This window comes from Streptomyces sp. NBC_01515, from assembly GCF_045040345.1.
Classification (GTDB): Bacteria; Actinomycetota; Actinomycetes; order Streptomycetales; family Streptomycetaceae; genus Streptomyces.
Window position 1 is genome coordinate 2273236 of record NZ_CP109416.1, and the last position, 24767, is coordinate 2298002.

24 protein-coding genes are annotated in these 24767 nt (G+C 71.0%); 15 read left to right on the forward strand and 9 right to left on the reverse strand.

The window, feature by feature from the left end:
• Window positions 1-16 precede the first annotated feature (16 nt).
• Entirely contained in the window at window positions 17-1144 is a 1128-nt protein-coding gene (locus tag OG407_RS10040; RefSeq protein ID WP_405857014.1) for an 8-amino-7-oxononanoate synthase, read from the reverse strand.
• Between the two features lie 146 nt (window positions 1145-1290).
• Here OG407_RS10040 and bioB point away from each other — a divergent pair, with 146 nt between their 5' ends.
• From bioB to bioD, 3 genes are read left to right on the forward strand one after another with little or no spacing between them, the layout of a single operon-like run.
• Window positions 1291-2493, forward strand: coding sequence for a biotin synthase BioB (bioB, locus tag OG407_RS10045; protein WP_405857016.1), 1203 nt, complete (start codon window positions 1291-1293; stop codon window positions 2491-2493).
• Window positions 2486-3778 carry an adenosylmethionine--8-amino-7-oxononanoate transaminase gene (locus OG407_RS10050; RefSeq protein WP_405857018.1) on the forward strand — a complete coding sequence of 431 codons (1293 nt, stop codon included), beginning with the start codon at window positions 2486-2488 and terminating at the stop codon, window positions 3776-3778. Before bioB ends, OG407_RS10050 begins: the two co-directional genes overlap by 8 nt.
• Window position 3779: 1 nt before the next feature.
• Entirely contained in the window at window positions 3780-4520 is a 741-nt protein-coding gene (gene bioD / locus OG407_RS10055; protein WP_405857020.1) for a dethiobiotin synthase, read from the forward strand.
• Window positions 4521-4897: 377 nt separating this feature from the next.
• On the opposite strand, the gene OG407_RS10060 is transcribed toward bioD, so the two are convergent.
• On the reverse strand, window positions 4898-7591 hold the full coding sequence (locus OG407_RS10060) for a LuxR C-terminal-related transcriptional regulator (protein ID WP_405857022.1): 2694 nt from the start codon (window positions 7589-7591) through the stop codon (window positions 4898-4900).
• 126 nt (window positions 7592-7717) lie between these two features.
• On the opposite strand from OG407_RS10060, the gene OG407_RS10065 reads away from it, so the two are divergent.
• Window positions 7718-8404, forward strand: a complete 687-nt coding sequence (locus OG407_RS10065) for an esterase/lipase family protein (protein WP_403593837.1) — start codon at window positions 7718-7720, stop codon at window positions 8402-8404.
• A gap of 106 nt (window positions 8405-8510) precedes the next feature.
• The gene (locus OG407_RS10070) at window positions 8511-9206 is read left to right on the forward strand and encodes a class I SAM-dependent methyltransferase (RefSeq protein ID WP_405857024.1); all 696 of its coding nucleotides are present in this window, start codon (window positions 8511-8513) and stop codon (window positions 9204-9206) included.
• 14 nt (window positions 9207-9220) lie between these two features.
• On the opposite strand, the gene OG407_RS10075 is transcribed toward OG407_RS10070, so the two are convergent.
• Both OG407_RS10075 and OG407_RS10080 read right to left on the reverse strand, forming a co-directional pair.
• Window positions 9221-9595 carry a fic family toxin-antitoxin system, toxin component gene (locus OG407_RS10075; protein WP_403593842.1) on the reverse strand — a complete coding sequence of 125 codons (375 nt, stop codon included), beginning with the start codon at window positions 9593-9595 and terminating at the stop codon, window positions 9221-9223.
• 4 nt (window positions 9596-9599) lie between these two features.
• Complete coding sequence (locus tag OG407_RS10080) at window positions 9600-9839, reverse strand: toxin-antitoxin system HicB family antitoxin (RefSeq protein ID WP_328684767.1); 240 nt, start codon at window positions 9837-9839, stop codon at window positions 9600-9602.
• A gap of 259 nt (window positions 9840-10098) precedes the next feature.
• Between OG407_RS10080 and OG407_RS10085 the strand changes: the two genes are divergently transcribed.
• The 8 genes from OG407_RS10085 to OG407_RS10120 all read left to right on the forward strand — a co-directional run bounded on the left by OG407_RS10085 (window position 10099) and on the right by OG407_RS10120 (window position 19003).
• Window positions 10099-10959: an ABC transporter ATP-binding protein gene (locus OG407_RS10085; RefSeq protein WP_405857027.1), complete on the forward strand. Its 861-nt coding sequence runs from the start codon at window positions 10099-10101 to the stop codon at window positions 10957-10959.
• A 4-nt stretch (window positions 10960-10963) separates the two neighbouring features.
• On the forward strand, window positions 10964-13534 hold the full coding sequence (locus tag OG407_RS10090) for an ABC transporter permease (protein WP_405857029.1): 2571 nt from the start codon (window positions 10964-10966) through the stop codon (window positions 13532-13534).
• Between the two features lie 66 nt (window positions 13535-13600).
• The gene (locus tag OG407_RS10095; RefSeq protein WP_405857031.1) at window positions 13601-14512 is read left to right on the forward strand and encodes an LLM class F420-dependent oxidoreductase; all 912 of its coding nucleotides are present in this window, start codon (window positions 13601-13603) and stop codon (window positions 14510-14512) included.
• Window positions 14505-14930 carry a GNAT family N-acetyltransferase gene (locus OG407_RS10100; protein WP_405857033.1) on the forward strand — a complete coding sequence of 142 codons (426 nt, stop codon included), beginning with the start codon at window positions 14505-14507 and terminating at the stop codon, window positions 14928-14930. The genes OG407_RS10095 and OG407_RS10100 overlap by 8 nt, the downstream gene beginning before the upstream one ends.
• A gap of 149 nt (window positions 14931-15079) precedes the next feature.
• Window positions 15080-16432: a hemolysin family protein gene (locus OG407_RS10105; RefSeq protein ID WP_405857035.1), complete on the forward strand. Its 1353-nt coding sequence runs from the start codon at window positions 15080-15082 to the stop codon at window positions 16430-16432.
• Window positions 16429-17442, forward strand: a complete 1014-nt coding sequence (locus OG407_RS10110; RefSeq protein WP_405857037.1) for a hemolysin family protein — start codon at window positions 16429-16431, stop codon at window positions 17440-17442. The genes OG407_RS10105 and OG407_RS10110 overlap by 4 nt, the downstream gene beginning before the upstream one ends.
• A gap of 421 nt (window positions 17443-17863) precedes the next feature.
• The gene (locus OG407_RS10115) at window positions 17864-18646 is read left to right on the forward strand and encodes an SGNH/GDSL hydrolase family protein (RefSeq protein ID WP_405857039.1); all 783 of its coding nucleotides are present in this window, start codon (window positions 17864-17866) and stop codon (window positions 18644-18646) included.
• A 6-nt stretch (window positions 18647-18652) separates the two neighbouring features.
• Entirely contained in the window at window positions 18653-19003 is a 351-nt protein-coding gene (locus OG407_RS10120; RefSeq protein WP_405857041.1) for a DUF4326 domain-containing protein, read from the forward strand.
• Between the two features lie 103 nt (window positions 19004-19106).
• Here the strand turns inward: OG407_RS10120 and OG407_RS10125 are convergent, their stop codons facing one another.
• Together OG407_RS10125 and OG407_RS10130 are read right to left on the reverse strand one after the other, a co-directional pair.
• Window positions 19107-19640 (reverse strand): hypothetical protein, encoded by a 534-nt coding sequence (locus tag OG407_RS10125; RefSeq protein ID WP_405857043.1) that lies wholly within the window; start codon window positions 19638-19640, stop codon window positions 19107-19109.
• A gap of 91 nt (window positions 19641-19731) precedes the next feature.
• Window positions 19732-20337, reverse strand: coding sequence for a hypothetical protein (locus tag OG407_RS10130; protein ID WP_405857044.1), 606 nt, complete (start codon window positions 20335-20337; stop codon window positions 19732-19734).
• Window positions 20338-20554: 217 nt separating this feature from the next.
• Between OG407_RS10130 and purB the strand changes: the two genes are divergently transcribed.
• Both purB and mug read left to right on the forward strand, forming a co-directional pair.
• The gene (gene purB, locus OG407_RS10135) at window positions 20555-21997 is read left to right on the forward strand and encodes an adenylosuccinate lyase (RefSeq protein ID WP_403596711.1); all 1443 of its coding nucleotides are present in this window, start codon (window positions 20555-20557) and stop codon (window positions 21995-21997) included.
• Window positions 21994-22539 carry a G/U mismatch-specific DNA glycosylase gene (mug, locus tag OG407_RS10140; protein ID WP_405868351.1) on the forward strand — a complete coding sequence of 182 codons (546 nt, stop codon included), beginning with the start codon at window positions 21994-21996 and terminating at the stop codon, window positions 22537-22539. The genes purB and mug overlap by 4 nt, the downstream gene beginning before the upstream one ends.
• 4 nt (window positions 22540-22543) lie before the next feature.
• Here the strand turns inward: mug and OG407_RS10145 are convergent, their stop codons facing one another.
• From OG407_RS10145 to OG407_RS10155, 3 genes are all read right to left on the reverse strand, one after another.
• A complete protein-coding gene (locus OG407_RS10145; RefSeq protein WP_405857046.1) occupies window positions 22544-22987 on the reverse strand; it encodes a hypothetical protein in 444 nt (147 codons plus the stop codon).
• 74 nt (window positions 22988-23061) lie between these two features.
• The gene (locus tag OG407_RS10150; RefSeq protein ID WP_405857048.1) at window positions 23062-23784 is read right to left on the reverse strand and encodes an ABC transporter permease subunit; all 723 of its coding nucleotides are present in this window, start codon (window positions 23782-23784) and stop codon (window positions 23062-23064) included.
• On the reverse strand, window positions 23781-24707 hold the full coding sequence (locus OG407_RS10155; protein WP_405857050.1) for an ABC transporter ATP-binding protein: 927 nt from the start codon (window positions 24705-24707) through the stop codon (window positions 23781-23783). The genes OG407_RS10150 and OG407_RS10155 overlap by 4 nt, the downstream gene beginning before the upstream one ends.
• Window positions 24708-24767 lie beyond the last annotated feature (60 nt).

Consider the following 24767-nt stretch of genomic DNA (forward strand, 5'->3'; position numbering starts at 1 on the left):
ACCGTGTCACGCCGACTCATGGTCGCGTCTCGCCGATCACACGTACAGCGCGTTCGATCTCGGCCCCGGAGAGGTCCGCTCGGGCGGTCAGCCTGAGCCGTGAGATGCCGTCGGGCACGGAAGGAGGACGGAAGCAGCCCACGGCCAGCCCTGCCGTACGGCAGTCGGCCGCCCATTGCACGGCCGCCTCCGGGGACGGCGCACGCACCGAGACCACGGCGGCGTCCGGACGTACCGCTTCCAGACCCGCCGCGGTCAGCCGCGCGTGCAGCTCACTCGCCACGGCGCGGGCCCGGGCGGCCCGCTCGGGTTCGCGCCGCAGCAGGGTGAGCGCCGCCAGCGCCGCACCCGCGGCGGCGGGCGCGAGCCCCGTGTCGAAGATGAACGTCCGCGCCGCGTTGACCAGATGGTCGATGACCCGCGCCGGCCCGAGCACGGCCCCGCCCTGACTGCCCAGCGACTTGGACAGGGTCACCGTCACGACCACGTCCTCGCTGCCCGCGAGCCCCGCCGCGTACGGCGCCCCGCGCCCGCCCTCGCCCAGCACCCCGAGCCCGTGCGCGTCGTCGAGCAGCAGCCCGGCCCCGAACTCCCGGCACGCCTCGGCGAGCGCCCCCACCGGCGCCGCGTCCCCGTCCACGGAGAACACCGAGTCGGACACGACGACAGCCTGCCCGTCGTGCGTCCGCAGCGCCTTGCGCACCCCGTCCGGATCGGCATGCCCTACGACCTGGGTCGCGCCCCGGGCCAGTCGGCAGCCGTCGATGAGCGAGGCGTGGTTGCCCGCGTCGGAGACGATCAGCGAGCCGTGCGGGGCGAGTGTGGTGACCGCGGCGAGGTTGGCCGCGTAGCCGGAGGAGAAGACGAGGGCGGCCTCGAACCCGGTGAACTCGGCCAGCTCGCGCTCCAGTTGGGCATGCAGCTCGGTCGTACCGGTGACGAGCCGCGACCCGGTCGACCCCCCGCCCCAGGTCCGCGCCGCGTCGGCGGCCCCCTCGACGACCTCGGGGTGATGGGCCAGACCCAGGTAGTCGTTGCTCGCGAGATCGAGGAGCGGCGAGTCGGCGGGCCGGGGCCGCAGGGTCCGTACGAGCCCGGCGCGACGGCGCTGCTCCGCCTGCTCGTCGATCCAGCCGAACGCCATGGTTCCTCCGGGCTTTTGTAGGCAATGCACAGACACTAATCGGACGACGAGCCACCCATGGTGTGGTGATACCCACACGCCCAGCCCCATGTCTTGTGCATTCTCTCCTTGGCCGCAAGCGGTCCCGTAGGACAGGATCGGATCTCATGGACCTGCTGAACACGCTCGTGGACAAGGGGCTTCGGCGCGAGCTGCCGACCCGCGCGGAAGCTCTCGCCGTCCTCTCCACCTCGGACGACGACCTGCTGGATGTCGTGGCCGCGGCCGGAAAGGTGCGCCGGCACTGGTTCGGCCGACGGGTGAAGCTCAACTACCTCGTCAACCTGAAGTCCGGCCTGTGCCCCGAGGACTGCTCGTACTGCTCGCAGCGGCTCGGCTCCAAGGCCGAGATCCTGAAGTACACGTGGCTGAAACCCGACGCCGCCTCGAAGGCCGCGGCGGCCGGTGTGGCGGGAGGCGCCAAGCGCGTCTGCCTGGTCGCCTCCGGCCGGGGCCCGACCGACCGGGACGTGGACCGGGTCGCCGGCACCATCAAGGCGATCAAGGACCAGAACGAGGGCGTCGAGGTGTGCGCCTGCCTCGGCCTGCTCTCCGACGGCCAGGCGGACCGGCTGCGCGAGGCCGGCGCCGACGCCTACAACCACAACCTCAACACGTCCGAGTCGACGTACGGCGACATCACCACCACCCACACGTACGCCGACCGGGTCGACACCGTGCAGAAGGCGCACGCGGCCGGCCTGTCCGCCTGCTCCGGCCTGATCGCCGGCATGGGCGAGAGCGACGAGGACCTGATCGACGTCGTCTTCTCCCTGCGCGAGCTGGACCCTGACTCGGTGCCGGTCAACTTCCTGATCCCGATGGAGGGCACCCCGCTCGCCGCCGAGTGGCACCTCACCCCGCAGCGCTGTCTGCGCATCCTCGCGATGGTCCGCTTCGTCTGCCCGGACGTCGAGGTCCGTATCGCGGGCGGCCGCGAGGTCCACCTGCGCACGATGCAGCCCCTCGCCCTGAACCTCGCCAACTCGATCTTCCTCGGCGACTACCTCACCAGCGAGGGCCAGGCCGGCCACGCCGACCTGGAGATGATCGCGGACGCGGGCTTCGAGGTGGAGGGCGCGGGCGAGGTGACGCTGCCGGAGCACCGGGCGACGGCGGGCGGCTGCGGATCACACGAGGACGCCGGGTGCGGTGGGGGCTGCGGTGGGCACGAGGGCGCCGGAGTCTGCGGTTCCGCTCCCGCTTCCACGTCTACGTCGGCTGCCGCGCCGCAGGTCGACGAGGTCCGCCGGGACCTGGTCTCCGTACGCCGTCGAGGTGCCGGAACGGACATCGCGCCCAATGCCTGACCCGATCGGCCACCTGCCCGTCCCGGAGCTGCTGGAACTGGACCGGCGGCACGTCTGGCATCCGTACGGTCCGATGCCCGGCCGTGTCGACCCGCTCGTCGTGGAGTCGGCGAGCGGGGTGCGGCTCCGACTGGCGGGCGGCGGGGGCGAGTTGGTCGACGGGATGTCGTCCTGGTGGTCGGCGATCCACGGCTACAACCACCCCGTGCTCAACGCGGCCGCGCAGGAGCAGCTCGGCCGGATGAGCCACGTCATGTTCGGCGGGCTCACCCACGAGCCCGCCGTACGCCTGGCGAAGCTCCTTGTCGACATGTCACCCGACGGCCTGGAACACGTCTTCCTCGCCGACTCGGGCTCGGTGTCGGTCGAGGTCGCGGTGAAGATGTGTCTCCAGTACTGGCGCTCGCTCGGCCGCCCCGCGAAACAGCGCCTGCTGACCTGGCGCGGCGGCTACCACGGCGACACCTGGCAGCCGATGTCGGTGTGCGACCCCGAGGGCGGGATGCACGAGTTGTGGTCGGGAGTGCTGCCCCAGCAGGTGTTCGTGGACGCGCCTCCCGCCGAGTACGAGGAGTCGTACGCCGACCAGCTGCGCTCGGCGATCGAGCGGCACGCACATGAACTGGCCGCGGTGATCGTGGAGCCGGTGGTACAGGGCGCGGGCGGGATGCGGTTCCACTCCCCCGCGTATCTGCGGGTGCTGCGCGAGGCGTGCGACGCGCACGACGTGCTGCTGGTGTTCGACGAGATCGCCACGGGTTTCGGCCGCACGGGCGCGCTGTTCGCGGCGGAGCACGCGGCGGTGACGCCGGACGTGATGTGCGTGGGCAAGGCGCTGACCGGCGGCTACATGACGATGGCGGCGACGCTGTGCACGTCACGCGTGGCCGAGGGCATCTCGCGGGGCGAGGTTCCGGTCCTCGCCCACGGCCCGACCTTCATGGGCAACCCGCTGGCGGCGGCCGTGGCCTGCGCCTCGCTCGAACTCCTCCTGAACCAGGACTGGTTGACGGAGGTCAAGCGCATCGAGACGGGCCTGCGAGAGGGCCTGGCCCCGGCGGCCCAGCTCCCCGGCGTCCGGGACGTCCGCGTCCTCGGCGCCATCGGCGTGGTCCAGCTCGACCACGATGTGGACATGAAGGCCGCCACGGACGCGGCCGTACGCGAGGGCGTGTGGCTACGGCCGTTCCGCGACCTCGTCTACACGATGCCGCCGTACGTCACGGGCGACGCCGACCTGGCTCGGATCACCCGCGCGGTGTGCGCGGCCGCACGAGAGGGATGACATGCCGGTACTGGTGATCACGGGCACGGGCACGGAGGTCGGCAAGACGATCACCACGGCCGCGGTAGCAGCGGCGGCGCTCGCGGCCGGCCGCACGGTAGCCGTCCTGAAGGCCGCCCAGACGGGTCTACGGCCGGACGAGCGCGGGGACGCCGACGAGGTGGCCAGGCTCGCGGGCGCGGTCACGGCGACCGAACTCGCCCGGTACCCCGAGCCGTTGGCCCCCGGCACGGCCGCACGCCGGGCCGCTCTGGCACCGGTACGCCCGCACGAAATCGCCGAAGCCGCCCAGAAGTTGGCCACCGAGCACGACCTGGTGCTGGTCGAGGGCGCGGGCGGGCTGCTCGTACGGTTCGACGACGAGGGCGGCACGCTGGCGGACGCGGCGCGACTGCTCGGTGCCCCGGTCCTGGTGGTGACGTCGGCGGGCCTCGGGACCCTGAACACGACGGAACTGACGGCCCGTGAACTCCGTTCCCAGGGGCTTGATCTGCTGGGCTTGGTGATCGGCAGCTGGCCCAACTCACCTGATCTGGCGTCGCGTTGCAATGTGGCCGACCTGCCGGAGGTGGCGGGGGCACCGCTGCTCGGAGCGTTGCCCGAAGGGGCGGGGGCGCTGGCACCGGCGGACTTCCGTGCTGCGGCGCCGAGTTGGGTGGCGGGGCGGCTCGACGGGGTGTGGGATGCGGAGGGGTTCGGGGGGCGGGAGGCTCCGGCTGCTTGGAGTGGGGGCGCGGTTTAGGGGCCGTCCGGTTCGGCGGACAGCCGGAGGGTCGGTCGGTCCGCCGGGCGGGGGGCATGCCCTTCGGCTTCGGGGCGGCAGCGATGCGGGGAGCGGGTCGGGGACCGTGCCCCCTGGCAGACACCATCGGTGAGCACCACCAACTGGCGTCGGGCACACCTCGGTTGAGGAGACCCCGCCCGGCTGCGCAGCGTGGCTTGGCCGGTTCAGGAGAGACCGCGCCCCGAATCGCAGGCCGCGCGGCCCAAAGGCCCATGCTCGGCAGACTCCCACCGCCTAGCACCGCCTCGCCCGTCGCGTCTCTCACGCGGCCCGGCTCAAAGGCCCGGCCTCGGCGGAAACGGCGCCACCTCGGTCCGACGCGGTCCGGGTCCGGCCTACGAGGCCTCTCCTTCCGCCAGCAGCCGTACCAGTTCGATACGCGACCGGATGCCCAACCGGCTGAAGACGCCGCGCAGATGGTGGTCGATCGTGCGCGGGCTGAGGGCGAGGCGGACGGCGATCTCGCGGTTGGTGGCGCCGTCGGCTGCCATGCGGGCGACCATGAGTTGCTGAGCGGTCAGGCGGGTGGTCGGGTCGAGCGCACCCGGTGTGGGGAGGGCGGTCGCGGCCACCGGGGTACCCAGAGCGCGGAGTTCGGCGCGTGCCTGGGCGGCGCAGTGCGGGGCGCCGAAGGACTCGAAGGCCTCCAGCGAGGTGTGCAGCCGGTCGCGGGCCTCGGTACGCCGACGCAGTCGACGCAGCGCACCGCCGAACAGCAGCTCGGTACGGGCCCGTTCGAAGTCACGGGTGCCGCGCGCGTGCAGGTCGAGGGCGATGCGGTAGTGCTCGACGGCTTCGTCACCGGGCGCGAGCAGAGCCCGGCAACGGGCGCTCAGGGCAAGGTCGTCGGGGCTGCGTACGGCACGTGCCCAGCGGTCGTAGTCGGCGTGTGCGGCACGGGCGATACGGGTGTCGCCGCTGCGGACGGCGGCCTCGACGTAGTGCGGGGTGGCCAGGTGCCGGATCGCCCGGTGCCCGTGCCCCGGCCCGAACCCGGCGAGCGCACGCAGCCGGGCCGCGGCGGCGGCGAACCGGCCACTGCTCAGGTCGAGATAGGCGAGCGCCCACTGGGCGAGAGCGGCGGGCAGCCCCAACCCCCGGCCGAGGGCGTACGAACGAGCGGCGGCGGCACGTTCCCGGCAGACATCGGCGTCCCCGGTGAGCGCCGCGAACATGGCGAGCGCGGCCTGCAGATGACAGGCCCCGTTGTCCTGCCCGGTGGCGTGGGCCTGCCACAGGGCATCGGCCGTGGCCGTCTCGGCGGCCTTCGGATGCCCGGTCCAGAACTCGGCGTAAGCCCGAAATTCCATCGCCTGCGCGACGACCACGTTCGCACCTCGCGCCCGCGCCGAGGCCGCCGCCCGCACGGTGGCGGTGGTGGCACGGGTGTGATCACCGAGCATCAACGCGGCGATCCCGGCATGGATGAGGAGGGTGGGGTCCCCTCCGGGCCCACACCGCCCGGCGGCAGCCTTGAGCAGATCGCGCGCGTCCTCGTACCGCCCCTCAAAGGCAGCGGCCAGTCCCCCGAGCGTCCCGTGCGGCACGATCCCGACCCGGGAGGCGACGGCCGCCGCCTCCCTGCACCGTCTCAGGTCCCCGGTATAGACGGCGGCTTCGGTGGCTCGGGCGAGGAGGTGAACTACGTGGTCGGGGGCGGGAGTTCGGGGGGTGGGGGTGGTTCTGGATGCGGCGGGAGTCGGGGGTACGGCGGTTGTTGGGGACGCGACGGTCGTTCGAGGCATGGCGATGGTTCCGGGGCCTGTGGTGGTCCGGAGTGCGGGAGGCGTTCGGGATGCTCCGGCCTCTGAAGGCGCACCGGTAAGGGAGTCGACGGACTTCGCCGCGCCCGCGCCCGCAAACTCAGGCGCCGACGCCGACGCCGCCCGTGCACCCTCCGTAGGGGCTACGTCCGTACGTGGTCCGTCGGCAGACGCCACTCCCGTACGTGCCCCTCCCGCAGGCACCGCACCCGAACGCGCCGCCTCCGCAACCGCCCCGTCGGCGCGTGCCGCCTCCCGGCGTGCCGCTTCAGCAAGCGCCGTCTCCGCAAGCCCCGCCTCCCTTCGGGCCACCTCCGCAAGCGCCGCGCCCGCCCGACCCGCCATACCCCAAGCCGTATCCGCCTTAGCCCCTCCCCCACAACTCACTCCATCCGCCACACTGGTCCCCGCCCGCACCACCGCCACCAACAAAGCGTCAAACGCCTCGGCCGCGTTACCGGCCCGCAACGCGAACACCCCGTTCAACGCATCGCTGTCCGTCGCGGCAGCGAGTCTTCGCGCTCGATCCCCCTCCCCGGACTGCCAGGCGTCACCGGCGGCTCGGTTGAGGAGGCGGGACTGTTCACGCGGGTCGCTGGAGAGCGCGGCGGCGCGTTCCACGAGGGCGCAGGCGAAGGGGTGTTCGCCGGCGTCGCGTGCCTGTTGTGCGGCCGTGCGGAGTTCCGCGGTGAGCCGGACGCTGGGGCCGAGCGCTCCCGCACCCCGGTGCCAGGAACGTCGTGGCGTCTCACCCTCGGCGCGCAACACCCGTGCCAGCAACCGGTGGACGTCCCGCCGGTCCGCCGGTGACCCGGTCTCGTACGCGGCGATCCTCGTCCACGCGTCGCGGAAGACGACCCCGCCGGCCGTCGCGTGCGCGACCCCGGCCGTCTCGGCGGCTTCGAGGGGCCGTGTGTCGAGCCGCCCGGCCGCGACGGCCCGCAGGAAGGCGTGCGTGGCGACCGGGTACTGGTCCGCCGCCGCGAGCAGCAACAGCAGGCGTGTGTCGTCGGGCAGGGCACGGATCTCCCGGCGGTACCGGGTGAGCAACTCCGGTGCCAGGGACGCCGGTTCGGTCGGGAGGGGGTCGAGGCCCGCGGCCTGGCGTGGGGTCAGGCGCGGGAGGAGTTCGGCGGCGGCGCGCGGATCACCGTAGACCGCGCGCAGCACGCGGATGCGGACCCCTTCGGGGAGCGCGGGGTCGAAGGTTCGCCCGGTGTCGGTGCGCGACGGGGGCGAAGTGCGGTCTAGGGAAGTGGGGTTCACCGGAGTCAGCACACAACTGACGTTACTGGCGAGTTAATTCACCCGTAAAGACCGGCGATATCGCCGATGCGGCGCGCGTAGACCGCGCTGACACTCCTGACAACCCCACCCGTATCAGGAGGCATCATGCAGCGCCGCAAGCGTCGCATCGCCACGGCCCTGTCGGCCGTGACCACCTCGCTCCTTCTGTCACTCTCCCTGGCCTCGACGCCCGCTCACGCAGCGAGCCACAACCCGATCGTGTTCGTGCACGGTCTGAGCAGCGACTCCACCAGCTGGGACGACTGGATCGCGGACTTCAAGGCGGACGGCTACTCGTCCTCCGAGCTGTACGCGATCTCCTACGACTGGACGAAGTCGAACGTCACGACCGCTTCGACGCTGTCGACCTACATCCAGTCCGTCCTCGCCAGCACCGGCGCCTCGAAGGTCGACCTGGTGGTCCACTCCATGGGTGCGCTCAACAGCCGCTACTACCTCAAGAACCTCGGTGGGACCTCGTACGTCGACGACTTCGTGTCGGTCGCCGGGGTGAACCACGGGACGAGCATCGCGTCGCTCTGCGGCTGGCTGTACACGTCCTGCAAGGAGATGCAGACGGGGAGTTCGTTCCTCACGGCGCTCAACTCCGGTGACGAGACGCCGGGCAGCGTGTCGTACGCGGCCTACTGGTCGGACTGCGACGCGGCGATCGACCCGGACACCTCGGCCGAGCTGAGCGGCGCGACCAACGTCGACGTCGGGTGCATCTCGCACACCGACATGAACAACGACTACGGCGTCTACGAGCAGGTCCGGGACTTCATCTCCTGATCCCGGCCCCGCCCGATCCCCGGCGGCAGCGGGGGTGGTCAAGGGCGGCAGGGGGGACAATCCCGGTAGGGACCGGTTTCGGCCCGGTCCGGTCCGGGAGGTCGTCATGCCGCTACGGTCCGCAGGCTCCGGCACAGTCGGCACTGTGCCGCGGGACGCCGTCCACCACCCGCTGTTCGCCCGTTACTACGCCCGTTTCAGCGTGAGCGCCGAGTCGCGGTTCGGCCTCGCCGGGATGCGGGACCGGCTGCTCGCCGGGCTCTCCGGGCGGGTGATCGAGATCGGGGCCGGGAACGGCCTGAACTTCGCGCACTATCCGAGCGCCGTCTCGGAGGTCGTCGCGATCGAACCCGAGCGGACTCTGCGGCAGCTCGCCGTTGAGTCCGCGCTCCGCTCCGAGGTCCCCGTCGACGTCGTGCCGGGCGCGGCCGAGAAGCTGCCCGTCAAGAGCGAGGCCTTCGACGCGGTCGTGCTGTCCCTGGTGCTGTGCAGCGTGCGCGATGTGCCACGAGCGCTCGCAGAGGTACGGCGGGTACTGCGGCCCGGTGGAGTCGTACGGTTCTTCGAGCACGGCCGGGGCGGCGGACCGGCGATGGCGTTCACCCAGCGCGCCCTGGACCGCACGCTGTGGCCGCCGCTGAACGGCGGCTGCCATCTGTCCCGCGACCCGGTCGCCGCGCTGCGCGACGCGGGGTTCGAACTCGGGCCGTACCGGCGGGTGTTGATCCCGGAGAAGGGGCCGACCCTGCCCAGCTCGTACTGCGTCGTGGGCACCGCCTGGCGCCCTGACGCCGAAGAGTGATCACAGACGAGGTGTCACAGGCTCCACTGGCGCAGCTCGCGCGCGATGTCGTCGACCGACGCCTCACCGTTCTTGACCAACCGGGCCAGATCGCGGACCTGTTCGGGCGAGGTGACGACCTTCAGGCCGCTGGCGACGAGGTAGGCGTACGCGACGGCGGAGGCGAAGAGGGCGTTCGAGCGCTCCAACGCGGGGACGTGGATGAGGAGTTGGAGTAAGGACGCAGCGCGGGCGTGCGGGCTGTCGTAGACCGGGACGTCGAATATGTCGGCCTGGTGGCGCGCGACGGCGGCGACGAGCGCGCCCCAGTCGGTGACCTGGGGGTCTCCGGGTGTGTTGTGTTCGGCGAGCATCAGCAGCCAGGCGAGATCGATCCTGAGGTTGTTCAAGGGATCAGCGGCGACCTTCGCGGGTGTGCTTCCCGTCGGTGCCGAACTCGTCGGCGAAGACGGACTCGTACTGCTTCATGAAGTCGGCCGCGGCCTCGACGAAGGTGTGGCCGACCTCGCCGGTGTCCTGCCTGACCAGTTCTTCTATGTACCGGTTGACGCTCATGCCGCGCGCCAGGGCACGTTCACGGGCCGCGCGGGCGGTGCCCTCGTCCACGCGTACGTTCAGCTGGGTCTTCGCCATACCTAGACGCTAGCGCCGGATTGCTAGCACCGGCAAGGGCTCACCCGGGAGGGGACGGCGGGTGGAGAGTGCCCCTTACACCGGTGTCCGGGGCCCGACCTGCGGTGGAGACCGTCTCGGTCGCACGGGGGATATCGGCTGTGTGGCGCGTCACACTAGGCTCGGCCCGCGACGAAGGCGGAAGAACACGGAAGAAACGATCGGTACGTCTCGGAGAGTCCCGGGACGTCGACGAGCGAGGGAATCCCAGGGGGCTGTCTTGTCCACATCTGCTGCGGAACACGCTCCAGGCCAGGCCTCGGCCGGCGGGATCGCGGCCCGCGCCCACGGTCTGACCAAGGCGTACGGCTCGGGCGAGACGACCGTGCTCGCCCTGGACTCGGTGGACGTGGACATCGCGCGCGGCCGTTTCACCGCGGTGATGGGTCCGTCGGGTTCCGGTAAGTCCACGTTGATGCACTGCCTGGCGGGGCTCGACACCGTTTCGGCCGGGCAGGTGTGGCTCGGCGACACCGAGATCACGGGGCTGAAGGACCGCGAGCTGACGCGGCTGCGCCGGGACCGGATCGGGTTCATGTTCCAGTCGTTCAACCTCATCCCGACCCTCAACGCGGCCGAGAACATCACGCTGCCGATGGACATCGCCGGGCAGAAGCCGGACCAGGAGTGGCTGGACCAGGTCATCGACACCCTCGGACTGCGGGACCGGCTCAAGCACCGGCCGTCCCAGCTGTCCGGGGGCCAGCAGCAGCGCGTGGCCTGCGCGCGGGCGCTCGCCTCCCGCCCCGAGCTGATCTTCGCCGACGAGCCGACCGGCAACCTCGACTCACGGGCGGGCCTCGAAGTGCTCGGCTTCCTGCGCGACGCCGTGGACGATCTCGGTCAGACCGTCGTCATGGTCACCCACGACCCGGGCGCCGCCGCCCACTCCGACCTGGTGCTCTTCCTCGGGGACGGGCGGATCGTGGACGAGATGGAGCGGCCGACGGCGGAGGGGGTGTTGGAGCGCATGCGCCTCTTTTCTGGGGGAGACCCCCAGACCCCCGGCTTCGACCTGGCCAGGGGGCAGCTCGACGGCCCCTCGAAGGACACGACCGACGTAACCCTCGACAAGGACTGACCCCGTGCTGAAGGCGACCCTCCGGAGTTTCCTCGCGCACAAGGGGCGGCTGCTGCTCTCGGCGCTGGCCGTGGTGCTGTCGGTGGCGTTCGTGGCCGGCAGTCTGATCTTCTCCGACACGGTGACACGTACCTTCGACCGGCTCTTCGCCTCCACGTCCGCCGATGTGACCGTCGAGCCGAAGCAGGACCTCAAGTCCTCGGTGCCGACCGGCGCGACCGAGACCGTGCCCGCCTCGCTCGCCGCGCGGGTGGCGAAGGTCGCCGGGGTCGCCGCGACCCACGCGGACGTGTCCGTCGAGAACATCGTGGTCGTCGACAGCGACAACAAGTCCGTCGGGCCGACCACCGGCGCGCCCACCATCGCCACCGACTGGTACCTCACCGACCGCAGCCCGGTGAAACTGACCTCGGGCCATGCCCCGCAGGGCGCCGGCGAGGCCCTCCTGGACGCCGACACCGCCGACAACAAGCACGTGAAGATCGGTGACACCCTGGCGGTCCAGGCGCAGCCGGGCACCTTCCACGTCAAGATCGTCGGCATCGCCACCTTCACCACCACCAACCCCGGTGCCGCACTGGTCTTCCTCGACCCCGCCACCGCGAAGTCCCAGCTGCTGGGCGCGTCCGACCGCGCCACGAGCATCTCGGTGGACGCGGCGAAGGGTGTCGACGACGCCGCACTCAAGCAGCGGGTGACCGCCGCGATCGACTCCTCCGGTACGTACGACATCAAGACCGCCTCCGAGCAGGCGAAGTCGGCCGCCGCCGATCTGGGCGGCTTCCTCGACGTGATCAAGTACGTGATGCTCGGCTTCGCCGGCATCGCTGTCCTGGTCGGTGTCTTCCTGATCGTCAACACGTTCTCGATGCTGATCGCCCAACGCACCCGCGAACTGGGCCTGTTGCGTGCCCTGGGAGCGGACCGCAAGCAGGTGCGGCGGTCGGTGCTCACCGAGGCGCTGCTGCTCGGGCTGGTGGGCTCAACTCTCGGTCTGGCGGCCGGGATCGGGCTCGCGGCCGGGCTGATCAAGCTGATGACCGCGTTCGGGATGAACCTCAAGACCACGGAGATGGTGGTCGGTTGGCCAACTCCCTTGGCCGCGTACGTCGTTGGGGTCGGAGTCACCTTCGTCGCCGCGTATCTCCCGGCCCGGCGCGCGGCGACCGTCTCTCCGATGGCGGCTCTCGCGGACGCCGAAGTCGCGGGTGTGGGGCGGCCGTTGAGGGTGCGTGCGGTCGTGGGGTCGATCGTCGGGGCGATCGGTGTGGCCGCGCTGGCGGGCTGTGCCGCCGCGACGAGCACGGCCTCGTCCTCCTCCCTCCTGGGCCTCGGTATCGTCCTCACGCTGATCGCGACCGTGATCGCGGGGCCACTCCTGGTCCGCCCGATGATCCGGGTGCTGGGCGGCGCCTTCCCGGCCCTGTTCGGCTCGGTCGGCCGGATGAGCCAGCGCAACGCCCTGCGCAACCCGCGCCGTACGGGCGCCACCGCGGCGGCGCTGATGGTGGGGCTCGCGCTGGTCGGCGGGATGTCGGTGGCGAGCGCGTCCATGTCCAAGTCCTTCGACCAGCAGATCGACAAGACCCTGGGCGCCGACTTCGTGATCCAGAACGGCAACTTCCTGCCGTTCTCCAAGGAGGTCACGGACCAGGTGCGCGCGACCCAGGGCGTCGGTCTCGTCGTACGGGCCCGCTTCGCGCCCCTCGCGGTCCAACTGCCGGACGGCAGGCGGGTGGAGACGACGGCGGCCGGATACGACACCCCGCTCGACGACGTCGCCCACATCAAGTACGCGCAGGGCGGCACCAGTTCGGCGCTCGCGGCCGGACACCTCGCCATGGAGGCCGACTTCGCGAAGAAGCACGGCGTACGGCTCGGCAGCGTGCTCCCCGTCGAGTTCCCGGGTGGCCGCACCACGAAGCTGACGGTGGGCGCCCTGAGCGATCAGGGTTCCTCGGGCGGTTTCGGGACGCAGGGCGGGCTGTTCTTCGGGATCGCCACGGTCGAGAAGTACGTCCCGAACGGCCAGGACTCCTCGCTCTACGTGAACGCCGCCTCCGGCACCGGCGCCGACCAGCTCCGCAAGTCCCTTGAGACGACGCTGAAGCCCTATCCGCAGGTCCAGGTCCGCGACCAGGCCGACTACAAGAAGCTCGTCCACGACCAGATCGCCGTCCTGCTCTATCTCGTGTACGCCCTGCTCGGGCTGGCGATCGTCATCGCGGTGCTCGGCGTGGTCAACACTCTTGCCCTGTCGGTCGTGGAGCGTACCCGCGAGATCGGCCTGCTGCGCGCGATCGGCCTCGGGCGGCGCCAACTGCGGCGGATGATCCGGCTGGAGTCGGTGGTGATCGCGGTGTTCGGCGCGGTACTCGGGCTCGGTCTCGGCCTGGTGTGGGGCGTGTGCGCGCAGCAAGTCCTGGCCCTCCAGGGCATGAAGGCGCTCGCGATCCCGTGGACCACGATCGTCGCGGTGGTGATCGGCTCGGCGGTCGTCGGCATCGTGGCGGCACTGCTGCCGGCGCTGCGCGCGTCGCGTATGAACGTGCTGGCGGCTATCGCGCACGAGTGATGGAATCGCGACAGCGACTCACATCAAGTGACGCCCAGTCAGGTCACCTGCCTGCGAGGAGAGTTCATGCCGCGCCCGTTCCGCTTCGGAGCCAGCCTGCTCACGTCCTCACCTGCCGACGAGTGGCGCGCGAGATGCCGTCGGGTCGAGGAGCTGGGCTACGACGTGATCCTGGTCCCCGACCACCTCGACATGGTCGCGCCCTTCCCGGCACTGGTCGCCGCGGCGGACGCGACCGAACGGCCCCAGGTGGGCACGTTCGTGCTCAACGCGGGCTTCTGGAACCCGACGCTGCTGGCCCGCGAGGTGACGACGACCGACGACCTGACCGGTGGACGCCTCGAACTCGGCCTCGGCACCGGGTACGTACAGTCGGAGCACGACACGGCCGGCCTGCCCTTCGGTTCGCCGGGTGAGCGCGTCGACCAACTGCGGCGCACTGTCGAGGAGTTGGAGCGGCTGCTGGACGCCGCGAAGTGCCGCGTACCGCTGCTCCTCGGCGGCAACGGCGACCGCATGCTGCGCCTGACCGCCGAGCACGCGGACATCGCGGCGTTCGCGGGGGCGAGCCTCGAACCAGGCAGTACGACGGGCAAGCTGGCGCCGGTCGACGCCGCCGGGTTCGGTCAACGGGTCGCCCGGTACCGGGAGTTCGCGGCCGACCGCGAGGAAGCGGCCGAACTCAACCTCCTGATCCAGATGGTGGCCGTGACGGACGACCCCGCGAGCGCGCTCCGGCCGCTGCTGGACCGCCGGCCGGACCTGTCCCTGGAGCACGTGCTGGACCTGCCCGTCTTCCTGGTCGGCACGCTGGACCAGATCACCGCGAAGCTGCGCGCGCTGCGCGACCGGTACGGGTTCTCGTATCTCACCGTGCTGGAGCCGTACGTGGAGGCGTTCGCGCCGGTGGCCGAGGAACTGCGCCGAAACCCACTCGCCGCGCCCGCCGTCCCTCTGCTTGGCTCGTCCCATGAGTGATCTTCATATCCGTAGCGCAGCCCCGACCGACATCGACGCCGTGCTGGCGTTCTGGCGCGAGGCCGCCGAGGGCACGAGCATCAGCGACGACCGCGACGGCGTGGCCCGGCTGATCAGCAGGGACCCGGACGCGCTGATCCTCGCGGAACGCGACGGGCGGCTCGTCGGGTCCGTGATCGCCGGTTTCGACGGCTGGCGCTGCCACCTGTACCGGTTGGCCGTACACCCGGAGCAGCGTCGACGGGGCATCGGCTCGGCGCTGCTCACCGCCGCCGAGGAGCGGTTCGTGGCGTTGGGCGGGCGCCGCGGGGACGCGATGGTGCTGGAGCGCAACGAGACCGGCCGGCATGCGTGGCGCGCGGCCGGGTACGCACCCGAGGAACAGTGGCGGCGCTGGGTGAAGCATCTCACCACCTGATCACTTTGCTGATCCTTTACTATTGGCGGACGACTCGTAGTTCCAGAACTCCACGAAAGGTGTGAGCGTCCGCCCATGGGCGAGCCTCCCAGTACGCGACATCGCGCGAACCTCCCTGCCCTGTCCGATCATGGGACGGAGGTGACCCGATGACCGAAGTGCTTCTGCTGCTGGTGGCGATCCTGCTCTCGCTCCTCTGCGGCGCCTTCGTCGCGGCCGAGTTCTCGCTGACCACCGTCGAGCGTGGCGAGCTGGAGCGCGCGGTCGAGCGCGGCGAGCGGGGCGCCGCGGGTGCCCTGAAGGCCGTACGGAATCTGACGTTCCAGCTCTCCGGGGCGCAGCTCGGCATCACCGTCACCAATCTGGTCGTCGGCATGCTCTCCGAGCCGTCGATCGCCGCACTGATCGCGGGCCCGCTCGAATCGCTGGGCATCTCGCACTCCGCGTCGAAGTCCGTCGCGCTGGTGCTGGGCACGGCGCTGTCGACGGTGTTCCTGATGGTCGTCGGCGAGCTGGTGCCGAAGAACTGGGCGATCTCGTCGCCGCTCAGCGTGGCGAAGCGGGTGGGGAACGCGCAGCGGTGGTTCAGTGCCGCGTTCCGCCCGTTCATCAGCCATCTGAACAACACGGCCAACCACGTGGTGCGGGCCTTCGGCTTGGAGCCGGCCGAGGAGCTGGCCTCCGCGCGCGGGCCGCAGGAGCTGGCCGCGCTGGCCCGGCACTCCGCCAGGGAGGGCGCCCTGGAGCCGGACACGGCCGAGCTGTTCGTCCGGACCCTCAACCTCGCCGACCTCACCGCGGAGAACGTGATGACGCCCCGCGTCCAGGTCGTCGCCCTCGACGCCCAGGCGACCTGCGAGGACGTGGCGAACGCGACCCGGGCGACCGGGCTGTCCCGGTTCCCGGTCTTCCGCGGCAATCTGGACGAGGTCGTCGGCACGGTCCACATCAAGGACGTGTTGGCGGTTCCGGCGGACCGCCGCCCCCGCTTCCCCCTCTCCGAGGTCATGCGCGAACCCCTCCTCGTCCCGGAGTCCCTGACCGTGGACCGCCTCCTGGACCGGCTGTCGGGCAAGCGCACGATGGCGGTCGTCATCGACGAGTACGGCGGTACGGCGGGGGTCGCGACCCTGGAGGACATCGTCGAGGAGGTCGTAGGAGAGGTGCGGGACGAGCACGACCCGCACGAGACGCCCGACCTGGCCCCGGCCGGGGCGGACGACGACGGCCGCACGCTGTACTCGGCGGACGGCGCCGCCCGGATGGACCAGCTCGCGCGCGTGGGACTGCGGGCGCCGGAGGGACCGTACGAGACGCTGGCCGGTCTGGTGGCCAATGAGCTGGGGCGGATTCCGGAGGTCGGGGACCTCGTCGAGGTCGTCGGGTGGCGGATCGACGTGGTGGACGCGTCGGGGCGCAGGGCGGCACGGCTGCTGCTGCACGCGCCGCCTGACGACTCCGGGTCGGACTCCGGTTCCGATTCCGTGAAGGGGGAGCTGTGACCGCCGTACAACTGCTGATCGGGTTGGCGACGCTGGTCGTCAACGCCTTCTTCGTGGCCGCCGAGTTCGCGTTGATCTCGGTGCGCCGCAGCCAGATCGAGCCGCACGCCGAGGAGGGCGACCGGCGGGCCAAGAGTGTGCTGTGGGGTCTGCAGCACGTGTCGGCGCTGATGGCCGCGGCCCAACTCGGCATCACGCTCTGCACCTTGGTGCTCGGCATCGTCGCGGAACCGGCGATCGCCCATCTGCTGGAACCGGTGTTCCACGCGGTCGGCGTACCGGAGGGCGCGGGGCACGCGGTGTCCTTCGTGATCGCGCTCGCCGCGGCGACCTATCTGCACATGCTGCTCGGCGAGATGGTGCCGAAGAACATCGCGCTGGCCGAGCCGGTGCGCAGCGCGCTGGTCCTCGGACCGCCGCTGGTGGCGTTGTCGCGGGCGCTGCGCCCGGTGATCTTCACGATCAACACGTTCGCCAACACGCTGCTCAAGCTGCTCCGGGTCGAGGTCAAGGACGAGGTCACGGCATCCTTCTCGGACGCCGAACTCGCCCGGATCGTACGGGACTCCGGCGAGGCGGGGCTCATCGACGAACGGGCCCTGGAGCGGCTGAACGACGCGCTGGAGCTGGGCAGGCGGCCCGTGCGGGACGTCGTGCTCCCCCTCGAACGCGTCGACTATGTCGTCGCGGGTATCACCCCGGCCGAGTTGGAGGTGCTGTCGGCCGAGTCCGGCTTCTCCCGCTTCCCGGTGGTGGACGGCGAGCGCCGCATCATCGGCTACCTGCACGTCAAGGACGCGCTGGACGCCTCGCCGCGCAACGAGCCGTTCAAGGTGGAGGACATGCGCTCCATCGCCAACGTGAAGGAGAGCACCCCGCTGGACGACGTCCTCACGGCGATGCGCAGCAGCCGTACGCATCTCGCGGCGGTGCTCGATGAGGAGGGGCGGTTGACGGGGCTGGTGACCATGGAGGACGTGCTGCGGGAGCTGTTCGGGCAGCGGGCGTGAGGGAGTGAGGGGGCGGTCGGTGCGGGTGCCTGGTCCTTGGCGCCGGGTGTGGGTTGCCGGTTGCCGGGTGCCGGGTCGAGCGTGTGGCTGGTCCGGGGCGGTAGGCGGCGGCGCGGTGTGCGACGGGTAGGCGGCAGGCCGTGAGCCCCGCGCGGGACGCGTCGGAACCTGGCCGGTGACTCGGGCTCGTTCCCGGCCGATGGCTGGTGGCTGGTGGCTGGTGGCTGGTGGCTGGTGGCTGGTGGCTGGTGGCTGGTGGCTGGTGGCAGATCCTTGGCTCGGCGAGTGGCTTTGCGGGCCCGCTTCCGACAGCGGGTCGGGGCCCCGCCGGGCCGCCGGGGCCCACGCCACGGCCGGTCATCGGTCATGGCGGAGGCCGACCTACCGGCGGGTACGGACGCGGGATATCATCTTCGTCGCCATGCAGACGAACCCCACACACACCAGCCTGGTCGCGATCGGCGACTCCTTCACCGAGGGCATGTCGGACCGGCTCCCGGACGGCACCTACCGGGGCTGGGCCGACCTCCTCGCCGGCCGGATGGCCGCCCGGACGCCCGGCTTCCGGTACGCCAACCTCGCCGTGCGCGGCAAGTTGATCGCGCAGATCGTCGAGGAGCAGGTCGGCCCGGCGGCGGCCATGCAGCCCGATGTGATCACGCTGGTCGGCGGCCTGAACGACACCCTGCGCCCCAAGTGCGACATGGGCCGGGTCCGCGCCCTGCTGGAGGAGGCCGTCGAACGCCTCACCCCGGCCTGCAAGCACCTGGTCCTGATGCGCAGCCCCGGCCGCGAGGGCCCGGTCCAGCAGCGATTCCGGCCGCGCATGGAGGAACTCTTCGCTTGCGTCGACGACCTCGCCGACCGGCACGGCGCCTTGGTCGTCGACCTGTACGGCGCCCCCTCGCTCGCCGACCAGCGCGCCTGGGACGTCGACCGGCTCCACCTCACGGCCGATGGCCACCGCCGCGTCGCCGAGGCGGTCTGGCAGACCCTCGGCCACGAACCCGAGGACCCGGAGTGGCGCACCCCGATGCCGCCGACCCCGCCCCCGAACTGGACCGCCCGCCGCGTCGAGGACGCCCGCTTCACCCGCCAGTACCTGCTCCCCTGGATCGGCCGCCGCCTCACGGGCCGCTCCTCGGGCGACGGCCTCTCCCCCAAACGCCCGGACCTGCTCTCGTACGAGGGCCCGGTGGCGTAACTCCACATGACCACGCGGGTGATCAACATCAGGGGCCACATCCACGAGTACGGCCCCCGCCTGGAACTCGCCCCGGACGACATCGTCTACGTAGGCCGCCGCTGGACCCTCGGCGGCTGGGACCTGCCCCGCCACCCGCTCTACAACCCCTTCGCCTACGACACCCCCACGCGCCGCCGGGACGGCACGCGCGCGGAGGTGATGGCGATGTACCGGGCGTATCTGCTGGAGCGGCCTTATCTGCTGGAGCTGGTGCCGGCGTTGCGGGGGCGGGTGCTGGCTTGCTGGTGTGCGCCGTTGGTCTGTCATGCGGGGGTGTTGGCGGAGCTCGTTGATGGTGGGGAGTTCGGGAAGTGATGTGCGTTCCGTGGGCGGGGATCCCGACCGTGACGTGGGGCTGGTGACGGCCCCGCCCGGGATCGTCCAGGAGCGGGGCCGTGTTCACCCCACCCGCGGGGCCTCACACCGCCTGGACCGAGACGTCCGTGATCTCGACGGACACCTTCGTGCCCGCTGAAGCAGTACTGATCACGGACGGCGTGTAGTTCAGGTTCGTCTCCTCCGACAGTTCGGCAGTGTCGATGACCGGGCCGGACTCATCGCCGTGGATCTCGTAGGTGATCTCGTACACGGCGTCGGGATCGATCTCCTCGCTGTCTCCCAGATAGGTCAGGTCCGGCTCGACCGTCACGTTGCAGCCCGCCGACCCGAAGCACTGCCGGGCGGTGGTCTTGAGCCCGATCGAGAAACTGTCGGCGTCGACTTCGCTGTAGGTCGGCTCCGGAGTTGGCTGCTCCGCAGGGACGGCGTCCTCGTCGGGTGCGTTCGACTCGGCGGTGGCAGCCGGTTTGCTTTCGCCCGCCCCGGACTGCACGACCACGACGCCGGTGGCCACGATGGCGGCGATGACCGCGACGGCCGAGCCGATGACGACGAGGTTGGTGCGCGGCCTCTTCGCCGGTGGCGACGGTTCGTTCGGCGGCATGGATGGCATGGGTGGCACGCTGCTGTCGGCCATGGTCCCCCCAGGGATAGTCGGTTCCGTTCGTGTTCCGGTGCTCACGTCCTCGCGCCCGTGGAACCGGCTAGGACCAGCCCCCGGTGAAGTTGCTGCTCAGCTGCGCGTTGCAGATGTTGTAGCCGCCGGACGCGTGGCCCTTCTTCGTCTTTCCGTCCGCGGTGACCGAGCAGTTGATGTCTCCGGAGCCCTGGAGCTGCGCGTTCACGTTGTAGTACATGGCGTCCTTGTCGAGGGTGAGCGTCGCCTCGAACTTGCCGTCCTTGAACGTGCCCTTTCTCGTGTCCGAGTCGGAGCCGTAGCCGATGTCGAGACCGCCGAGGGCACCGGCGGGGGCGGTGCCCCACACCTTGAAGACGACCTTGCCGTCGGTGGCGTCCTTCTTGGTGTCGTTCTTCTTCGTATCGGCGGCCTTGTCGGAGCTCTTGCCGGCGGGCGCCGCGCTCTTCGAGTTGCCACTGCCGCTGGAGTCGTGGTTGCTGCTGCCTCCTCCAATGGCGACGACGATGAGGATGACGACGAACAGCCCGACGATGCCGAGACAGCCGAGGCCGACGACCTTCCCGACCGAGCGCTTCTTCGGGGGTTGCGGCTGGAACGGGGGCTGCCCGTAAGGCTGTTGACCGTTGCCCCAACCGGGCTGCTGTGGCGGGTAGGGCGGCTGGTTGCTCATGTGTCCCCCTGAGGTCCTCGCTGACGAATGCGAGATGTGTGACTTGTAATGACGGCGTGTGGTTGCCGCCTACTGGGGGTAATCACCCAATCGGGTTCGAGGCGGACGCGCGGTCTCGGGGCCCCTGCCCGGAGCGTCCTTGACCTGGGAGACCTGGGATCTCCGCACCGAACTGACGGTCCGGACCCCTCAAGGACGCCGGGTAAACTCCGTACACGTGACTCCCGCTCCCGCCAAGCCCCGCATCCCGAACGTCCTCGCCGGACGTTACGCCTCCGCCGAGCTCGCCACGCTCTGGTCTCCCGAGCAGAAGGTGAAGCTGGAGCGGCAGCTCTGGCTCGCGGTACTGCGGGCCCAGAAGGACCTCGGGATCGAGGTGCCGGACGCGGCGATCGCGGACTACGAGCGGGTGCTCGACCAGGTCGACCTGGCCTCGATCGCCGAGCGCGAGAAGGTCACGCGGCATGACGTGAAGGCGCGGATCGAGGAGTTCAACGATCTCGCCGGGCACGAGCAGGTCCACAAGGGCATGACGTCCCGGGACCTGACGGAGAACGTCGAGCAGTTGCAGATCCGGCTCTCGCTGGAGCTCATGCGCGACCGTACGGTGGCCGTTCTGGCGCGTCTCGGCAAGCTGGCCGGTGAGTACGGCGAGCTGGTCATGGCCGGCCGCTCGCACAACGTGGCCGCGCAGGCGACCACCCTGGGCAAGCGTTTCGCGACCGCCGCCGACGAGCTGCTCGTGGCCTACGGCCGGGTCGAGGAGCTGCTCGGTCGTTACCCGCTGCGCGGCATCAAGGGGCCGGTGGGCACGGCGCAGGACATGCTGGACCTGCTCGGCGGCGACGCGGCGAAGCTCGCGGAGCTGGAGCAGCGGATCGCCTCCCACCTGGGCTTCTCGCAGGCGTTCACCTCGGTCGGCCAGGTGTACCCGCGCTCGCTGGACTACGAGGTCGTGACCGCGCTGGTGCAGGTCGCGGCGGCGCCCTCGTCGCTCGCGAAGACGATCCGGCTCATGGCCGGGCACGAGCTGGTCACCGAGGGCTTCAAGCCGGGCCAGGTCGGTTCCTCCGCGATGCCGCACAAGATGAACACCCGTTCCTGCGAGCGCGTCAACGGCCTCATGGTCATCCTGCGCGGCTACGCGTCGATGACGGGCGAGCTGGCCGGCGACCAGTGGAACGAGGGCGATGTGTCCTGCTCCGTGGTGCGCCGGGTGGCCCTCCCCGACGCGTTCTTCGCGCTCGACGGGCTGCTGGAGACGTTCCTGACCGTGCTCGACGAGTTCGGCGCCTTCCCGGCCGTCGTCGCGCGGGAGCTGGACCGCTACCTGCCGTTCCTCGCGACGACCAAGGTGCTCATGGCCGCGGTCCGCGCGGGTGTCGGCCGCGAGGTCGCGCACGAGGCCATCAAGGAGAACGCCGTCGCCTCCGCGCTGGCGATGCGCGAGCAGGGCGCCGAGCGCAACGAGCTGCTGGACAAGCTCGCCGCCGACGAGCGTATCCCGCTGGACCGCGCCCAGTTGGACGCGCTGATGGCCGACAAGCTGTCCTTCACGGGTGCCGCGGCCGACCAGGTCGCCGTCGTCGTCGCCCGGGTCGAGGAGCTCGCGAAGCAGCACCCGGAGGCCGCGGGTTACACCCCTGGGGCGATCCTCTGACCCGCTTCACCCAGGCCGAGCTGGAGGCCGCCCGCGACCGTCTCGTACCGGACGTCGTCGCGGACGGCCTCGCCGTGCTGTTCTGCGGCATCAACCCCGGTCTGATGACGGCGGCCACGGGCCACCACTTCGCCCGTCCCGGAAACCGCTTCTGGCCGGTGCTGCATCTGTCCGGCTTCACCCCGAGGCTCATGAAGCCGTCGGAGCAGGGCGAGTTGCTGTCGTTCGGGCTCGGCATCACGAACGTGGTGGCACGGGCGACGGCCCGGGCCGACGAGCTGAGCCCGGAGGAGTACCGCGAGGGCGGGCAGCTCCTCGCGTCGAAGCTGACGGGCTGGAAGCCGCGGTGGCTGGCTGTACTCGGGGTCACGGCATACCGGGCCGCGTTCGACGACAAGAAGGCCCAAGTGGGCCCGCAGGAGCGGACGTTCGGGGACACGCGGGTGTGGGTGCTGCCCAATCCGAGCGGGCTGAACGCGCACTGGACGGCGGCGACGATGGCCGAGGAGTTCGGGCGGCTGCGGGTCGCCGCGCAGGACTAGATCCTCACAGCGGGTCCATCTCCGCTATGACGGCCAGGAGTTGGAACGGGAGTTCCTTGTCCCACTGGGACACGCCGAGGGCGATCCACCGGCCGGTCTCCGGCGACTTCCACAGGTGTACGTCCGGCACGTGCGCGCTGAGCGAGGCCCAGGGCTCCGGTATGTCCTCGCCGCCCTGCGACCGCTCGAACGCTCCGGCCAGGCTGATGACTTGGGACGCTCCCCAGCGTGCGATCAGCCGCTCGCCGAGTCCGTCCCGGTCGATCTCGTACTGTGCCTCGGTCTCCTCCCGCTCCGTCCCGCCGTCCTCCCAGAAGTCGCCGCTCGTCTGTAATTCGGCGATGTGATAGCCGGGTCCCCCCGTGCCCACGTCCGTCCTGCCGTGCTCCGCGGGGAAGTCCCGGGTGCACAGCAGGTCGATCGTCGCCGGCCAGTGCGTGATGTTCATGCCTCCAGTAAACCGGCCCCCACTGACAATTGGCGGGGCGTCAGTTCCCCCTTGAGGCCAAACGTTCCGGCACGTCAGGCGTCCCGGCGCCGCACGCTCCACGCACCCGCCGCCAACGCCGCCGCAGCCCACAGCGCCGTTACCCCGAGCCCGGTCCACGGTCCCGTCGCCCCGGCCCAGGTCTCGTGGAGTGCCACCTGGCCGGCCCGGTCGGGCAGGAGGTCCGCGAGGCCGCTCGACGCGTCGCCGACCACGAAGGACACGATGAGCAGGAGCGGTATGACGATGCTCAGCGTCGCCACTCCGCTGCGCAGCACCGCCGTGAGACCGGCCGCGAGCAGCGCCATCAGCGTGAGATAGACGGCGCAGCCGACCACACCGCGCACCTGTTCCGCCCAGCCGAGCCCGTCGGCCTCGTCGCCCAGCACCGCCTTGCCGACCACCAGTGTCACCACGCCGGTGACCAGGCCGACGGCGAACACGGGTACGGCGATCGCCGTCGCCTTGGCCGCGAACCAGCGCCCCCGGTGCGGCACCGCGGCCAGCGACAGTCGTAGCGCTCCGCCCTGGAACTCGGAGGACACGGCGGTCGTGCCGAAGGCGATCGCCGCGATCTGGCCGAAGGTCACGCCGAAGAAGACCGCGAACAGCGGGTCGAAGTCGTCGCCTCCGGTGTCGGACGAGGCGAGCACGGAGAAGATCGCCGTCACCGCGAGGATCATGGCGAGGGCCGCGACCTGTGAGCGCAGGGTACGAATCTTGATCCACTCGGAGTGGAACACGGGCGTGAACGTCATGGTCGGGCCTCCTGGCGCGGTGCGGTGAACTCGGTCTCCGTGGCGGTCAGATCGAGGTAGGCCTGCTCCAACGTGCCCTCGGTGGGGGTCAGTTCGAGGATCGGTACGCCGGTCGCGGACAACAGGGTGCCGATCGCGTCCACGCGTGCGTGCGCCACGGTCCAGTGGCCGTCCTCCTGCTCCACGGCGTCGAGACCTTGCCCGGCGAGCGCGCTCTTGAGGGCGCCGGCGTCCGTCGTACGGATGCGTACGTGAGGTTGCACGCGCGCGTCGATGAAGTCCCGCATCGGGGTGTCGGCCAGGAGTCGGCCGCGGCCGAGGACCACGAGATGATCGGCGAAGGACGCGGTCTCGTTCATCAGGTGGCTGGAGACCAGGACCGTACGGCCCTCCGCCGCCAGTCGGCGCAGCAACTCCCGGATCCAAACGATGCCTTCGGGGTCGAGGCCGTTCGCCGGCTCATCCAGCAGGACCACCTCGGGGTCGCCCAGGAGGACACCTGCGATGCCCAGCCGCTGACGCATGCCCAGGGAGTACGTCTTCACCCGGTGCCGCGCGACCGACGCGAGTCCCGTCTCCTCCAGCACCGCGTCGACCCGGGTGGCCGCGATGCGGTTGCTCGCCGCCAGGAAGCGCAGATGGTCGCGAGCGGTACGGGAGCCGTGCGCGGCCTGCGCGTCGAGCAGGGCACCCACGTGGCGGAGCGGCTCGGTGAGCGCGGCGTAGGGGCGGCCTCCGATGGTGGCGGTTCCGGAGGTGGGGCGGTCGAGACCGAGGACGAGGCGCATGGTGGTGGACTTTCCGGCGCCGTTGGGGCCGAGGAAGCCGGTGACCTTGCCGGGACGGACGCCGAAGGTGACGTGGTCCACGGCCCGCCGGGTGCCGTACTCCTTGGTGAGGTCTCGTACGTCGATGCTGGTCATGGCCAACAGCCTGGCCGGTCAAGGGGGTTGAGGCCTCCCCCGCCGGTGGAGATCGTCTCC

Excerpts from the sequence above, each read along its gene's own strand:
- OG407_RS10150 (WP_405857048.1), bottom strand. The coding sequence starts at position 23,784 with ATGACGTTCACGCCCGTGTTCCACTCCGAGTGGATCAAGATTCGTACC.
- OG407_RS10125 (WP_405857043.1), bottom strand. The coding sequence starts at position 19,640 with ATGCCATCCATGCCGCCGAACGAACCGTCGCCACCGGCGAAGAGGCCG.
- OG407_RS10100 (WP_405857033.1), top strand. The coding sequence starts at position 14,505 with ATGAGTGATCTTCATATCCGTAGCGCAGCCCCGACCGACATCGACGCC.
- bioB (WP_405857016.1), top strand. The coding sequence starts at position 1,291 with ATGGACCTGCTGAACACGCTCGTGGACAAGGGGCTTCGGCGCGAGCTG.
- OG407_RS10130 (WP_405857044.1), bottom strand. The coding sequence starts at position 20,337 with ATGAGCAACCAGCCGCCCTACCCGCCACAGCAGCCCGGTTGGGGCAAC.
- OG407_RS10065 (WP_403593837.1), top strand. The coding sequence starts at position 7,718 with ATGCAGCGCCGCAAGCGTCGCATCGCCACGGCCCTGTCGGCCGTGACC.
- OG407_RS10105 (WP_405857035.1), top strand. The coding sequence starts at position 15,080 with ATGACCGAAGTGCTTCTGCTGCTGGTGGCGATCCTGCTCTCGCTCCTC.
- bioD (WP_405857020.1), top strand. The coding sequence starts at position 3,780 with ATGCCGGTACTGGTGATCACGGGCACGGGCACGGAGGTCGGCAAGACG.
- OG407_RS10070 (WP_405857024.1), top strand. The coding sequence starts at position 8,511 with ATGCCGCTACGGTCCGCAGGCTCCGGCACAGTCGGCACTGTGCCGCGG.
- OG407_RS10145 (WP_405857046.1), bottom strand. The coding sequence starts at position 22,987 with ATGAACATCACGCACTGGCCGGCGACGATCGACCTGCTGTGCACCCGG.
- OG407_RS10080 (WP_328684767.1), bottom strand. The coding sequence starts at position 9,839 with ATGGCGAAGACCCAGCTGAACGTACGCGTGGACGAGGGCACCGCCCGC.
- OG407_RS10095 (WP_405857031.1), top strand. The coding sequence starts at position 13,601 with ATGCCGCGCCCGTTCCGCTTCGGAGCCAGCCTGCTCACGTCCTCACCT.
- OG407_RS10155 (WP_405857050.1), bottom strand. The coding sequence starts at position 24,707 with ATGACCAGCATCGACGTACGAGACCTCACCAAGGAGTACGGCACCCGG.
- OG407_RS10120 (WP_405857041.1), top strand. The coding sequence starts at position 18,653 with ATGACCACGCGGGTGATCAACATCAGGGGCCACATCCACGAGTACGGC.
- OG407_RS10040 (WP_405857014.1), bottom strand. The coding sequence starts at position 1,144 with ATGGCGTTCGGCTGGATCGACGAGCAGGCGGAGCAGCGCCGTCGCGCC.
- OG407_RS10115 (WP_405857039.1), top strand. The coding sequence starts at position 17,864 with ATGCAGACGAACCCCACACACACCAGCCTGGTCGCGATCGGCGACTCC.
- OG407_RS10050 (WP_405857018.1), top strand. The coding sequence starts at position 2,486 with ATGCCTGACCCGATCGGCCACCTGCCCGTCCCGGAGCTGCTGGAACTG.